This window comes from Duganella radicis (genome assembly GCF_009720825.1).
GTDB lineage: Bacteria > Pseudomonadota > Gammaproteobacteria > Burkholderiales > Burkholderiaceae_D > Rugamonas > Rugamonas radicis.
In genome coordinates, this window is record NZ_WNKY01000043.1 from 1 (window position 1) to 12,371 (window position 12,371).

The following is a 12,371-nucleotide window of genomic DNA, read 5'->3' on the forward strand; positions in this document are numbered from 1 at the left end:
GGCGGCGCGCCACGCAACGGCAATCCGGCGCGCGGCAACGGCGGCGGCAGCGCCGCCCAGCACCGCTCCGGCGGCCGCGGCCGCTAAAACTCCGGAGTCAAAACTCCGGGGTCAAACTCCGGGGTCAGGTCCTCCATTTCAACACGGCCCCGGCTATAGCATCACGCTACGGCCGGGGCCGTGTTCAATTGGAGGACCTGACCCCGGATTTTGGATTAGGATAGCGAATCGCCCATCGACCGCCATCCTTCATGCCCAAGTTCGCCGCCAATCTGTCCATGCTGTACACCGAAGCGCCTTTTCTGGAGCGCTTCGCCCGAGCCCGCCAGGCCGGCTTTGACGCCGTCGAATTCCTCTTCCCCTACGCCTTCGAACCCGAACAGATCGCCGCGCAGCTGCGCCAGCACCAGCTCCAGCTGGTGCTGTTCAATCTGCCGCCGGGCGATTGGGATGCCGGCGAGCGCGGCATGGCCTGCCACCCGGACCGCGTCGGGGAATTCCACGCCAGCGTCGCGCTGGCCCTGCGCTACGCCCAGGCCCTGGGCGTCAAACAAGTCCACTGCATGGCCGGCAAGGTGCCGCCCGGCATCCCCCTGGAACAAGCCCGCGCCACTTACCTGGCCAATCTGCGCCACGCCGCCCAAACGCTGGCACCGGCCGGCATCAACCTGCTGATCGAGCCGATCAATCACTACGACATGCCCGGCTACTTCCTGAACCGCAGCAGCCAGGCGCTGGACCTGATCCGCGCGGCGGCCTGCCCCAACCTGTTCCTGCAATACGACATCTATCACATGCAGCGCATGGAGGGCGAGCTGTCCAACACCATCCAGGCCCACCTGCCGCTGATCCGGCATATGCAGATCGCCGACACGCCCGGCCGCCACGAACCCGGCACCGGCGAGATCAATTACCGCCACCTGTTCGCCTTCCTCGACCAGATCGGCTACGACGGCTGGCTCGGCTGCGAATACCACCCGGCCAACGGCACCGACGCCGGCCTCGGCTGGCGAGCGGCGCTGACCACATAGTCTGCGCCCGCGCAACACGCGAATATTCACCAGAGGCAACAATCGTCCCATCCACCGCGGAGTGCCCATGAAACTATCCCGCCTGTTTTTGATCCTCGGCCTGCTGGCCATCCTGAGCGGCTGCGCCAGCAGCACGCCGCGCATGGCCGAGGTGCGCGCCTTTGCCGCCGAGTCGCCCAAGCTCGGCGCCTATCACGAGTTGACCGAGCGCTACCGCAACACCTATCAGCGCGAGCAGCCCTATCTCTCGCCCGAGGCCGACGCCCGCGAACAGCAGCTCAACGCCGCCCGCCAGCAGGCCTGCGACGATTTCGTCAAGCTGCAATACGGCTTGCAGGCTTATATGCAAACGCTGGGCAAGCTGGCCGGCGACAACCAGTACGACCTGGAGGACCAGGTGAAAAATCTCGGCGGCGGCGTCAAGGCCTGGCCCGGTTCCGGCCTGGACGACCGCCACGTCAGCGCCTTCGCCGGCCTGACGCGGCTGGTCACGCGCGGCCTCACCCGCAACTTGCAGGAGGGCGCCGTCAACGACCTGCTGCGCGACGGCCGGCAGCCGGTGCAGGATGTGCTGGACGCCATGCGCACCCTGCTGCGCCTGTACGACAAGAGCAGCGACAATGAACAGAAAATCGTGCTCGGCATGCTGGACAGTGAAATCCCCTTCCTCGATCCCAAACGCGAGCGGCTGCTGCTGGCCCTGGCGCGCGCGCAGCAGCAGGACAAGCAGGCCGAGTTCCGCCTGGTCGGCCTGCGTTACACGCTGGCGCGCAAGCATCTGGACGCGATCGAGCAACAACACCGCGCGCTGGTGGCGCAAATCCCGCCTGAAACCAAGGAGCAGCCATGAGCGATCCCGCCCAGCAAGCCCGCTATGAAGCCCTGGCCGATCACCTGTCGGCCTGCGCCGACGCCCTGCACGCGCGTCTGATGCGCGCCCTGCGCCAGCCGGCGCCGGGCGGTGCGCCGGCCGTGTCCCAGGAGGTGGCGCAGGCACTGTTTGACGACGAGGTGACGCTGCGCCAGCGCGCCAACGGCCTTTACCTCGACGCCGCCAGACTGGCCGCCAGCGGCCTCGCGCCGCAACAGCAGGCACTGTTGGACCTGACCGCGCGCGCCCGGCAAAAAATCGATAAGATAGACCGCATCAAGGATCTGGTCGATCTGGCCGCCGAGCTGCTGTCGCTGGGCGCGGCCGTGGCCACCGGCAAGCCGGACAAGCTCGTGCAGCCGCTGGAAAAACTCAAGCACCATCTGGACGCACTGTAGAACGAAACGCCGTCGCACCGGTCCAATGCCCTAAGGAGCATCAGCATGAACGGACTGGACGACCAACAATGGCGTGGCTTGCAGGCGCGGCTGGAACGCGCGCGCGCCGCCCTGCTCAGCCAGCTGGCGGACGATCTGGACCGCGGCACCGACCTGCGCCTGCCGCTGCCGCACGTGGCCGAGGCCTCGCCGGCCGACAACGCCAGCCAGCGCACGCTGCACGCGGCCGTGCACGAGGCGGCCACCCACACGGCGCGCCAGCTCGACATCGTGCGCCACGCGCTGGCCCGGTTCGACCAGCAAAGTTATGGCTTGTGCGAGAGCTGCGGCGAGGCCATCGGCTACTCGCGCCTGAACGCGCGCCCGGAAGCGCGCTTCTGCATCAATTGCCAGACGCGGCTGGAGCGGCGCCGGCCTTAATCGTCCGACAGCCACGGTTGATTGCGGATTTTCGCCACCTGCCGCTGCGCCATCAGGCGCCACAGCTGCAAGGCGTCGGCCGGCCTGGCCACGGTCATGGTGCGCGGCGCGGCCAGCGCGATCTCGCAATCGCGGTCCGACCATTCGGCAAAGCGCACCGCGCCGCCGCCCGACACTTCCATCTCGTACATCAGGCCATCGTCGTAACCGAAGCGCAGCACTGCACTGCCGGGACCGCCATCCGCGGCCAGCACCTTGCCGTCATAGACGTCGGCCAGGGCGGCCGCCATCTGGGCCTCGGACGGCGCCGTCACATCGCGCCCGTCCGGACGAGTGAGCACTAGCCATGCCTGTGTCATTGCCGCCTCCCGCTCTTCGGTTGGTGTGTAGCGGCTATCATACCGAAAATTGCTCAGCGCAATAGCATCGTCTCGGATAAGCAACAGCGGCAAGCGACAGCGGAATCGGCGGGATCGGCGGCCGGCACGGCGCCCCGCCCTACAGCAGGACCGGCAGCGAATTGGGATCGAAATCGCGCCAGTCGCCGCCGCTGATGCTGCCCTCGGCCCGTTCGATGTCGCGCGCGCCGAGGCGGCGCAGCACTTCCAGCGCGCGCTGCTCGTGCGCCGCGTCGTCCACCGCCACGGCGATCAGCATGCCCGACTTGCGCGGCGCCTGCTGGTTGCTGCCATCCTTGTCCGGCTCGCCCGCCTCCTTCATCTTGTGCAGGCTGTACAGCGATCCCACGTGCGCGCCCACCAGCGCCCCCACCACCGGCCCCACCGGCCCGGTCACGGGAATGGTGGCGGCGCCCACCACGGCGCCGGCCACCGCCCCGGTGGCGCCGCCCTTGACCACGCCCTCGTCGCTTTCGCGGGCGCCGGGCGATTTGTCATGGTCGCCGCCGAGCTCGTACACATCGTGCTGGCCGGGCGGATTGACGTAGAAGGAACTGATGCGCGCGGCGGCGAAACCGGCATCCAGCAACGCCAGCCGCGCATCGGCGATTTCATCTTGCAACTGGAAATGGCCCGCGATAATGATGCTCATGGTCTACTCCCGTTTAAATGATAACCACAGTATGCCGCCTTTCACGGCGGGCTTTCCGTGCGCTCGCGCACGACCGCGCGGCATCGGCGCGGCGGGCCGCGCTTGATTCGTGCGAGCAAATAACATCAATGGTTTTATAATCAACCTGCACTGCCCCCCGTCCGCCTGCTTGCGTCTTGATAGGAGCGCCGATGAACCAGCTCATGCAACAGCCCGGTTTGCCATCCCCGCTGAGCGGCGTCCGGCTGGACGCGGCGCTGGCGCGCGCGCTGGCGGAAGACCAGTTGCTGCTGCTCTACCAGCCGCTGGTGGATCTGCAAAGCGGCGCCGTGGTCAGCCTGGAGGCGCTGGTGCGCTGGCAGCATCCCGAGCTGGGCCTGCTGTCGGCGCAGGAATTCCTGGCCCAGGCCGACGCCGCCGGCCAGACCGCCGCCATCGGCCACTGGGTGTTGCGGCACGCCTGCGGCGACCTGCGCAGCTGGCGCCACAGCGGGCGGCCCCAGCTCAAGGTGGCGATCAACGTCGCCACCAGCCAGTTCCTCGACCCGCACTTTGGCGCCGACGTCGCCGCCACGCTCGACCAGTACGCGGTGGCCGCCGACGCCCTCAGCCTGGAGATCACCGAGACCGCGCTGACCCAGGCCGGCGCCGCCTGCGACCAGGTGCTGGCCGGCTTCAAGCAGCGCGGCCTGTGCCTGACGCTGGACGACTTCGGCACCGGCCACGCCTCGCTGGCCGATCTCAAGCGCTATCCCTTCGACGCCATCAAGATCGACGCCGACTTCATCCGCAGGGTGGTCACCAGCAGCAGCGACGCCGCCATGTCGCGCAGCATCATCGACATGGCCCACCACCTCGGCATGAAGGTGGTGGCCGAGGGGGTGGAGACCGAGGGCCAGTGCGACTTCCTGCGCCGCAATATGTGCGACCAGATCCAGGGCTTCTTCTTCGCCCCGCCGATGGCGCCAGCCGAGCTGCAACGCTGGCTGGACGGCGGCCCGGCGCTGCCGCCGCACCTGCTGCGCATGCACAAGCCGCCGCGCCGGCTGCTGCTGGTGGACGACGAGCCCAACATCGTGTCGGCGCTGCGCCGCTTGCTGCGCGCCGACCACTACGAGATCCACACCGCCAACGACGGCCCGCAGGGGCTGGAGGTGCTGGGGCGCCAGCCGGTCGACGTGATCGTCTCCGACCAGCGCATGCCCGGCATGCTGGGCGCCGACTTCCTGCGCAAGGCGCGCCAGCTGGCGCCCGACTCGATCCGCATCATGCTGTCCGGCTACACCGAGCTGCAATCGGTGACCGACGCCGTCAACGAGGGCGCGATCTACAAATTCCTGACCAAGCCCTGGGATGACGAGCAGCTGCGCAGCCACATCGCCGACGCCTTCCGCGTCAAGGAAATCGCCGACGACAACCGCCGCCTGCACCTGGAGGTGCGCACCGCCAACCAGGAACTGGCCGCCGCCAACCGCCGCATGGAGCAGCTGCTGCACGAAAAGCAGCGCCAGATCAGCCGCGACGAGGTCAGCCTCAACGTCGCGCGCGAGGTGCTCCAGCACCTGCCCCTGCCGGTGATCGGCCTCGACGACGCCGGCATGATCGCCTTCATCAACGCCGCCGGCGCCCGCCTGTTCGAGCCGCACGGCAGCCTGCTTGGCAGCGAGGCCGGCAGCGTGCTGCCCGAGCTGTTCAGCGACGGCGACGGCGCCGCCACCGCCGCCGGCCAGCACGTGGCGCGCGTGGGCGGCCAGCGCTACGCCGTGCTGTGCTATCCGATGGGGGCCGAGTCGGCCTCGCGCGGCAGCCTGCTCACCCTCAGCAAAATGGAGTCCGACCATGCGCCATGCCGGCAAGACCAGTGAGATCGCGCTGGACCAGGCGGCCGCCGGCATGACGCTGGCCGCCGCCCTGCTCGACGCCAACGGCAGCGTGCTGCTGCCGCAGGACGCCGCGCTGACCACCGCCATGCTGGCGGCGCTGCGCCGCCGCGGCGTCGAGCGCTGCGTGGTGTGGCGCGACGACCAGCAGGAGGCCGAAGATCCGGCCGCGCTGGCGCTGCGGCGCGAACAGCGCCTGCGGCGGCTGGAGCACCTGTTCCGCCACTGCGGCGAGCATGCCGGCAGCCAGGCCTTGCTGGCGCAGCTGCGCATCTACCGCCAGGAGCAGCCATGAGCCCGGACGCCATCAGCAAGGCGGTGCGCGACCTACCCTCGCTGCCGGCCGTGGTCAGCGAACTGCTGGTCAGCATGGAGCAGGAAGACCTCGACACCCACGCGCTGGCCGCCAAGATCACGCTCGACCAGGCGCTCACCGCCAAGACGCTGCGGCTGGCCAATTCCTCGTTCTACGGCCTGCCGTCCAAGGTCACCACCATCCACCAGGCGGTGTCGGTGCTGGGCTTCCACAGCATCCGCACGCTGGTGACCGCGTGCGCGCTGACCGGCAGCTTCACGCCGGCGCCCGCCAGCGGCCTCGACTTCCCGGCCTTCTGGCGCCACGCCATGGCCAGCGCGGTGTGCGCGCGCGTGCTGGCGCCGTATTGCCGCATCAACGCCGACACCGCCTTCATCGCCGGCCTGCTGCACGACCTCGGCACGCTGGTGCTGGCCACCCGCTTCCCGCAGCAGTACCAGCAAGTCATCGCCTACCAGCGCCAGCACGACTGCGACAGCGCCACCGCCCAGCTGGCGGTGTTTGGCGTCGACCACGCGGCGGTCGGCAGCGCGCTGGCGGCCCATTGGAAATTCCCGCCGGCCATCCTGGCGGCGGTGGCCGAGCACCACCGGCCGCCGCCGCCCACGCCGCCCGGCATGCAGCCGCCGCTGGCCACCCTGATCCACCTGGCCAACGCCATGGCCCACGCGCTCGACCTGAGCGAGCGCGAGGACGACCAGGCGCCGCCGCTGTCGCTGGCGGCGTGGCAGGCGCTGGACCTGAGCACGGCGGCCTGCACCCGGGTGTTCCACGAAACCGAACAGCTGTACCACGACATGTGCCAGATGCTGCCGCCATGAAGCCCGCCGCCACCTCCGCCCCCGCCCTGCTGTCCGCGCACAGCGACATCGGCGACATCGCCCTGTCGGAGTTCTTCGACGGCCATCCGGTCGCCACCTTCGCCATCGACACCCGCCACGTGGTCACCCACTGGAACCGCGCCTGCGAGCACCTGCTGGGCTGGAGCAAGGCCGACATGATCGGCACCGACCACCACTGGCAAGCCTTCTACCCGCGCGCGCGGCCGCTGCTGGCCGACCTGATCGTCGACAACCAGCCCGAGCAGCTGCCGCGCCACTACGGCGAGAAATACCGTCCCTGCGCCCTGATCCCCGGCGCCTACGAGGCCGAGGACTTCTTCCCCAACCTGGGCGCGGGCGGCCACTGGCTGCACTTCACCGCCGCGCCGCTGCGCGACAGCCGCGGCCAGGTGGTGGGCGCGATCGAGACCCTGCGCGACGTCACCGAGCGGCGGGTGGCGGAAAACGCCCTGCGCCGCGCCTACGACAACCTGGAGCACGTGGTGCACAAGCGCACCGCCCAGCTGGCCGACATGAACGAGCAGTTGCAGGAAGACATACGCCAGCGCCACCAGGCCGAGGCCGAGCTACGCCGCAGCAACCTGGAGCTGACCGCGCTCAACGACCAGCTCTCGCGCGCCCAGCAGCAGCTGGTGCAGGCCGACAAGCTGGCCTCGATCGGCCAGCTGGCGGCCGGCGTGGCGCACGAGATCAACAATCCGGTCGGCTACATCTTCTCCAACTTCAGCACCCTGCAAGGCTATCTCGACCAGCTGTTCGCCATGCTGGACGCCTACCAGGGCGCCGAGGCCGCGCTGGCCGACGCCGCCCCGGCCGCCGCCGCCGCGCTGCGCGAGCAACGCCAGCGCATCGACCTCGACTTCCTGCGCCAGGACGTGCCGGCGCTGATGGCCGAGTCGCGCGAGGGCATCGTGCGGGTGCGCCACATCGTCCAGGACCTCAAAGACTTCTCGCGCGTCGACAGCAACCAGGAATGGGTGTGGGCCAATCTGCACCGCGGCATCGACTCCACCCTGAACATCGTCAGCAACGAGGTCAAGTACAAGGCCGACGTGGTCAAGGACTACGGCGACATCCCCGACATCCAGTGCCTGCCGCTGCAAATCAACCAGGTGGTGATGAACCTGGTGGTGAACGCGGCCCACGCCATCGGCGCGCAGCGCGGCCGCATCACCGTGCGCACCGGCAGCGCCGACCCCGACCAGGTGTGGCTGGAGGTGGCCGACAACGGCAGCGGCATCGCGCCCGAGGTGCTGGCGCGCATCTTCGATCCCTTCTTCACCACCAAGGCGGTCGGCCAGGGCACCGGGCTGGGCCTGTCGCTGGCCTACGGCATCGTGCGCAAGCACGGCGGCCGCATCGAGGTCGACACCGCGCCCGGCGCCGGCAGCCGCTTCCGCGTCTGGCTGCCGGTGCGCCAGCCCGGCCCCGGCGCCGCAGAGGCCCCATGAACAGCATGCTGCAGCCGCCGCCGGCGGACCAGGCCGCGCCAGCCACCGTGCTGTGCGTGGACGACGAACCCAACATCCTGGCGGCGCTGCGCCGCCTGTTCCGCCCGGCCGGCTACCGGGTGCTGCTGGCCGAGAGCGGCGCCGCCGGACTGGCCGTGCTGGAACAGCAGGCGGTGGACCTGGTGATCTCCGACATGCGCATGCCGGAAATGAACGGCGCCCAGTTCCTGGCCCAGGTGCGGCAGCGCTGGCCGGACACCCTGCGCCTGCTGCTGACCGGCTACTCCGACATCCAGTCGATCCAGGACGCCATCAACTGCGGCGAGATCTACCGCTACATCACCAAGCCGTGGGAGGACGGCGACATGCTGCTGGTGGTGCGCCACGCGCTGGAGCGGCGCCAGCTGGAGCAGGACAAGCAGCGGCTGGAGGCGCTGACGCTGCGCCAGAACGAGGAACTCAAGGCGCTCAACCAGAGCCTGGAGGCCAAGGTCGAGCAGCGCACCCGCCAGCTCAAGACCGAGCACGAGGCCACCGTGGCCGCCAACGCCAAGCTCAAGCAAAACTTCGTCACCACCATCAAGATCTTCTCCAGCATGATCGAGCTGCGCGCCCACAACCAGCCCGGCCACGCGCGCCTGGTGGCCGACCTGGCGCGCAAGATGGCCGCCGTGCTGGGGCTGGAGGGGCGCGACGCCCAGGACGTGTTCATCGCCGCCCTGCTGCACGACATCGGCAAGATCGGCTTTTCCGACGAGATGCTGCAAACGCCGCTGACCCTGCTGCGCGGCGACGCCTTGGCGCTGTTCCGCAAGCACCCGGTGCGCGCCGAGGAACTGCTGATGCCGCTGGAGGACTTGCGCGGCAGCGCGCTCATCCTGCGCAGCCAGCTGGAACGCTTCGACGGCAACGGCTTCCCGGACGGCCTGGCCGGGCTGGCCATCCCGCTGGGCGCGCGCATCCTGGCGCTGGCGGCCGACTACTACAATCTGCAACAGGGCGCCATGGTGCAGCGCCATCTGCGCGCCGACGAGGCCAAGTCGCTGATCCTCGACGCCGGCGGCAAGCGCTACGACCCGCACGTGGTAGCGGCGTTCCGCCAGATCATCGACGGCGCCCAGCCCGACAGCGGCGCCGGGGTGGAGGTGCTGTCCGGCGAGCTGCTGCCGGGCATGGTGCTGGCGCGCGACCTGGTCAGCCGCGACGGCCTGATGCTGCTGGCGGTCGACCACGTGCTGGACGCGCGCATGATCCAGCAGGTGCAGGACTTCGAGACCAAGAGCGGCGGCCGGCTGCCGATCTGGGTGCGCAACCCGCGGGAGGGCGCATGAGCAAGATCCTGCTGATCGACGACGACCCCCACGTGCTGGCCGCGCTGGAGCGGGCGCTGCGCCAGATCCTGCGCGAGCAGCCGCCCGAGATCGAACGCCACGCCAATCCCTTCGACGCCCTGGCGCGCATCTGCGAATGCGAGTTCGATCTGGTGATCTGCGACTACCTGATGCCGCAGATGAGCGGCGGCGAGCTGTTGCAGGTGCTCAAGGACGTGGCGCCGCGCACCGTGCGCATCATGCTGAGCGCCTCGACCGAGTACGGCACCGTGGTCAGCGCCATCAACGAGGCGGCCGCGTTCCGCTTCATGAGCAAGCCGTGGGACGCGGCCGAGCTGGAGCAGAACGTGCGCCAGGCGCTGGCGCTGCGCGCCAGCCTGGTGCCGCCGCCCTCGGCCGAGGAGCTGGAGGCGCGGCGGCTGGAGGCCGAGGAACCGGGCCTGCTGCAAGTGCGGCGCGACGCCGACGGCTCGGTCATCCTTTAGCCTCGGCGCCGGGCGGGTGCACCGGCAGGTGCACGGTGAAGCGGGTGCCCTGCCCCAGCACCGAGGCCACCTCGATGCGGCCGCCGTGGCGGTTGACGATGCCATACGACAGCGACAGCCCCAGCCCGGTGCCGCTGCCGACCGGCTTGGTGGTGAAGAAGGGTTCGAAGATGCGGTTCAGGTTTTCCGGCGCGATGCCGACGCCGTTGTCGCCGATCTCCACGAACACCCAGTGGTCCTTGGGGCCGCCGGGGCCGGCCTCCAGCCCGGTGCGGATGGTGATCACGCCCTGCTCGCGCAGCGCGTGGGCCGCGTTCACCAGCAGGTTCATGAACACCTGGTTCAGCTGCGAGGCCAGGCAGGTGACCGGCGGCAGCACGCCGTAGCGCTTCTCGACCCGGGCCTTGTACTTGATCTCGTTGCTGACGATGTTGAGGGTGCTGTCCAGCCCGTGGTGCAGATCGGCCACCTGCCACTCGGTCTCGCCCACGTGGGAAAAATCCTTGAGCGCCTGGACGATGTCCTTGACCCGCTTGAGGCCGTCCATCGATTCGCGCACCAGGTCGGTCACGTCGTCGCGCAGGAATTCCAGGTCGGCCTGGCGCCGCAGCGCCGCCAGCTGCGCCGCCAGCGCGGGGTGCGGCGCGGCGGCCTGCTCGTATTGATCGATCACCTGCAACAGCGTGCCGACATAGTTCTTGAGCGAGCCCATGTTGGAATTGACGAAGCCGACCGGATTGTTGATCTCGTGGGCGATGCCGGCCGCCAGCTGGCCGATCGAGGCCATCTTTTCCGATTGCAGCAATTGCTCGTGGGCGTTGCGCAGCTCGGCGATCAGCTGTTGCTGCTCCACGCCCTTGGCCTGCAAATCCTCCTCCATGCGCTTGCGCTCGGTGATGTCGGTCAGCGAGCCGATCACCTCCAGCGGCGCGCCGTGCTCGTCGCGGATCAGGCGCAGCGTGTCGTGCATCCACAGATAGCTGCCGTCGTGGATGCGGAAGCGGTATTCATACGCGCGCTGGCCCTCGGTGAACACCAGCGCCAGGCTGGAAAAGATATTCGGCGCATCCTCGGGATGGATGTGGTCGAACCAGAAATTGGGGTCGGCCACCATCTGCTCGGGACGGTAGCCCAGCACATTGTAGGCGTTGTTACTGACAAAGGTCATCTTGAAGTCACCGCTGGGCACGGTGCAATAGATGATGGCCGGCGTGTTGTCGACCAGGTATTGCAAGCGCACCAGCGGCGACGCGGCGGCGGCCGGCGTGGCGCGCGCGCTGGCGGTGTCGGCGATGAGAGAATCAAACTCTTCAAATTGCATATCGATAGCCTCGCAGCACGGCCGGCACGCGCCCCGTGGGCGCTGGCGGCTTTCCCGATTATGCCTTAGTTTGCCTCGCCGCGCGCGCAATCTCGCGCGGCGTCACCAGCCGGGCAGATAGGCGTAAGGGGCGGGCTCCGGTGGCGCGGGCGCCGGCGGCGGCGTCATCCATTCGCGCGGATCGACCCGGTAGTACTTGAGGAACTCGGCATACAGCGCGGGATGATGCCCGGCCATCTGGTACGGCTTCTCGAAAAAGGTTTCGGTGGCGACCGCGAAGAATTCGGCCGGATTGGTGGCGCCGTACGGGTCCATCACCGTCTGCTGGCGGTACATGGCGTGCAGGCGCAGGTTCTGGTAGTCGCGCGACAGCACTTCCGACCATTCGCTGTAGCTGGCCGGATTGCCCAGATACGGCGCGCCGTTGGCGCGGCCCGACTCGCTGTCGAGCTGATGGGCGAATTCGTGCAGCACCACATTGTGGCCATCGGTCCAGTCGGCCGCGCCGCGCCGCACATTGTCCCACGACAGCACCACGCGGCCATCGTCCCACGATTCGCCCAGCATGCTTTGGCGGCCCGGCGTGACCACCCCGCCCGGCCCCACCTCGGCGCGCTGCGCCACGAACTCGCTGGGATAGACCAGGATGGTGTGCAGGGCCGGATACACCTTGCTGGGGCGGTTCAGCAACAGCAGGCAGGCCTGGCCGGCGATGGTGACCGCCATCTCGTCGCTCACCGCCAGCCCCTCGCAGCCGACGAATTTCTTCTGATGCAGGAATTGCACCACCAGGCGCCGCAGCTGCTGTTGCAGGTCCGGGCTCATGCGTTGGTAGACGGGGATATTACGCTGCAACACCGCCTCCGCCGCCGCGGGCAGGGGCCGGGCCAGCACACGCCGGAGGCGCCAGCGCGGATACAGAAAAGGCGCCGCGATCAGCAGCGCCGTCAGGCCTATCCAGATTAAAGCTTCCAT

Annotated in this window: 14 protein-coding genes; 10 read left to right on the top strand and 4 right to left on the bottom strand. The window is 68.9% G+C overall.

What is annotated here, in order from left to right:
- The first annotated feature begins 251 nt into the window (after positions 1 to 251).
- From otnI to GM676_RS25295, 4 genes are all read left to right on the top strand, one after another.
- Complete coding sequence (gene otnI, locus GM676_RS25280) at positions 252 to 1,031, top strand: 2-oxo-tetronate isomerase (protein WP_155466977.1); 780 nt, start codon at positions 252 to 254, stop codon at positions 1,029 to 1,031.
- A 67-nt stretch (positions 1,032 to 1,098) separates the two neighbouring features.
- Positions 1,099 to 1,881: a hypothetical protein gene (locus tag GM676_RS25285; protein WP_155466978.1), complete on the top strand. Its 783-nt coding sequence runs from the start codon at positions 1,099 to 1,101 to the stop codon at positions 1,879 to 1,881.
- Positions 1,878 to 2,300: a hypothetical protein gene (locus tag GM676_RS25290; RefSeq protein WP_155466979.1), complete on the top strand. Its 423-nt coding sequence runs from the start codon at positions 1,878 to 1,880 to the stop codon at positions 2,298 to 2,300. Before GM676_RS25285 ends, GM676_RS25290 begins: the two co-directional genes overlap by 4 nt.
- 45 nt (positions 2,301 to 2,345) lie before the next feature.
- The gene (locus GM676_RS25295) at positions 2,346 to 2,720 is read left to right on the top strand and encodes a TraR/DksA family transcriptional regulator (RefSeq protein WP_155466980.1); all 375 of its coding nucleotides are present in this window, start codon (positions 2,346 to 2,348) and stop codon (positions 2,718 to 2,720) included.
- Here GM676_RS25295 and GM676_RS25300 read toward each other — a convergent pair.
- Together GM676_RS25300 and GM676_RS25305 are read right to left on the bottom strand one after the other, a co-directional pair.
- Entirely contained in the window at positions 2,717 to 3,079 is a 363-nt protein-coding gene (locus GM676_RS25300; RefSeq protein ID WP_155466981.1) for a hypothetical protein, read from the bottom strand. The two genes, GM676_RS25295 and GM676_RS25300, sit on opposite strands and share 4 nt — an antisense overlap.
- 139 nt (positions 3,080 to 3,218) lie before the next feature.
- Positions 3,219 to 3,770: a glycine zipper domain-containing protein gene (locus GM676_RS25305; protein WP_155466982.1), complete on the bottom strand. Its 552-nt coding sequence runs from the start codon at positions 3,768 to 3,770 to the stop codon at positions 3,219 to 3,221.
- Between the two features lie 191 nt (positions 3,771 to 3,961).
- On the opposite strand from GM676_RS25305, the gene GM676_RS25310 reads away from it, so the two are divergent.
- Genes GM676_RS25310 through GM676_RS25335 form a run of 6 tightly spaced genes read left to right on the top strand, consistent with a single transcriptional unit; the run spans position 3,962 to position 10,075 of the window.
- Positions 3,962 to 5,635 (top strand): EAL domain-containing protein, encoded by a 1,674-nt coding sequence (locus GM676_RS25310; RefSeq protein WP_229262855.1) that lies wholly within the window; start codon positions 3,962 to 3,964, stop codon positions 5,633 to 5,635.
- Complete coding sequence (locus tag GM676_RS25315) at positions 5,610 to 5,945, top strand: hypothetical protein (RefSeq protein ID WP_155466983.1); 336 nt, start codon at positions 5,610 to 5,612, stop codon at positions 5,943 to 5,945. The genes GM676_RS25310 and GM676_RS25315 overlap by 26 nt, the downstream gene beginning before the upstream one ends.
- The gene (locus GM676_RS25320; protein ID WP_155466984.1) at positions 5,942 to 6,787 is read left to right on the top strand and encodes an HDOD domain-containing protein; all 846 of its coding nucleotides are present in this window, start codon (positions 5,942 to 5,944) and stop codon (positions 6,785 to 6,787) included. The genes GM676_RS25315 and GM676_RS25320 overlap by 4 nt, the downstream gene beginning before the upstream one ends.
- Complete coding sequence (locus GM676_RS25325) at positions 6,784 to 8,259, top strand: PAS domain-containing sensor histidine kinase (protein ID WP_155466985.1); 1,476 nt, start codon at positions 6,784 to 6,786, stop codon at positions 8,257 to 8,259. Before GM676_RS25320 ends, GM676_RS25325 begins: the two co-directional genes overlap by 4 nt.
- Entirely contained in the window at positions 8,256 to 9,590 is a 1,335-nt protein-coding gene (gene nosR, locus GM676_RS25330; RefSeq protein ID WP_155466986.1) for a response regulator c-di-GMP phosphodiesterase, NosR family, read from the top strand. Before GM676_RS25325 ends, nosR begins: the two co-directional genes overlap by 4 nt.
- Positions 9,587 to 10,075, top strand: a complete 489-nt coding sequence (locus GM676_RS25335; protein WP_155466987.1) for a response regulator — start codon at positions 9,587 to 9,589, stop codon at positions 10,073 to 10,075. Before nosR ends, GM676_RS25335 begins: the two co-directional genes overlap by 4 nt.
- Here the strand turns inward: GM676_RS25335 and GM676_RS25340 are convergent.
- Positions 10,065 to 11,396 carry an ATP-binding protein gene (locus GM676_RS25340; protein WP_155466988.1) on the bottom strand — a complete coding sequence of 444 codons (1,332 nt, stop codon included), beginning with the start codon at positions 11,394 to 11,396 and terminating at the stop codon, positions 10,065 to 10,067. The genes GM676_RS25335 and GM676_RS25340 overlap by 11 nt on opposite strands.
- Positions 11,397 to 11,498: 102 nt before the next feature.
- Positions 11,499 to 12,371 (bottom strand): M90 family metallopeptidase, encoded by an 873-nt coding sequence (locus tag GM676_RS25345; protein WP_155466989.1) that lies wholly within the window; start codon positions 12,369 to 12,371, stop codon positions 11,499 to 11,501.

What these genes read in the sequence shown, in the direction of transcription:
- otnI (WP_155466977.1), top strand. Translation starts at nt 252, where the DNA reads ATGCCCAAGTTCGCCGCCAATCTGTCCATGCTGTACACCGAAGCGCCT.
- GM676_RS25285 (WP_155466978.1), top strand. Translation starts at nt 1,099, where the DNA reads ATGAAACTATCCCGCCTGTTTTTGATCCTCGGCCTGCTGGCCATCCTG.
- GM676_RS25290 (WP_155466979.1), top strand. Translation starts at nt 1,878, where the DNA reads ATGAGCGATCCCGCCCAGCAAGCCCGCTATGAAGCCCTGGCCGATCAC.
- GM676_RS25295 (WP_155466980.1), top strand. Translation starts at nt 2,346, where the DNA reads ATGAACGGACTGGACGACCAACAATGGCGTGGCTTGCAGGCGCGGCTG.
- GM676_RS25300 (WP_155466981.1), bottom strand. Translation starts at nt 3,079, where the DNA reads ATGACACAGGCATGGCTAGTGCTCACTCGTCCGGACGGGCGCGATGTG.
- GM676_RS25305 (WP_155466982.1), bottom strand. Translation starts at nt 3,770, where the DNA reads ATGAGCATCATTATCGCGGGCCATTTCCAGTTGCAAGATGAAATCGCC.
- GM676_RS25310 (WP_229262855.1), top strand. Translation starts at nt 3,962, where the DNA reads ATGAACCAGCTCATGCAACAGCCCGGTTTGCCATCCCCGCTGAGCGGC.
- GM676_RS25315 (WP_155466983.1), top strand. Translation starts at nt 5,610, where the DNA reads ATGCGCCATGCCGGCAAGACCAGTGAGATCGCGCTGGACCAGGCGGCC.
- GM676_RS25320 (WP_155466984.1), top strand. Translation starts at nt 5,942, where the DNA reads ATGAGCCCGGACGCCATCAGCAAGGCGGTGCGCGACCTACCCTCGCTG.
- GM676_RS25325 (WP_155466985.1), top strand. Translation starts at nt 6,784, where the DNA reads ATGAAGCCCGCCGCCACCTCCGCCCCCGCCCTGCTGTCCGCGCACAGC.
- nosR (WP_155466986.1), top strand. Translation starts at nt 8,256, where the DNA reads ATGAACAGCATGCTGCAGCCGCCGCCGGCGGACCAGGCCGCGCCAGCC.
- GM676_RS25335 (WP_155466987.1), top strand. Translation starts at nt 9,587, where the DNA reads ATGAGCAAGATCCTGCTGATCGACGACGACCCCCACGTGCTGGCCGCG.
- GM676_RS25340 (WP_155466988.1), bottom strand. Translation starts at nt 11,396, where the DNA reads ATGCAATTTGAAGAGTTTGATTCTCTCATCGCCGACACCGCCAGCGCG.
- GM676_RS25345 (WP_155466989.1), bottom strand. Translation starts at nt 12,371, where the DNA reads ATGGAAGCTTTAATCTGGATAGGCCTGACGGCGCTGCTGATCGCGGCG.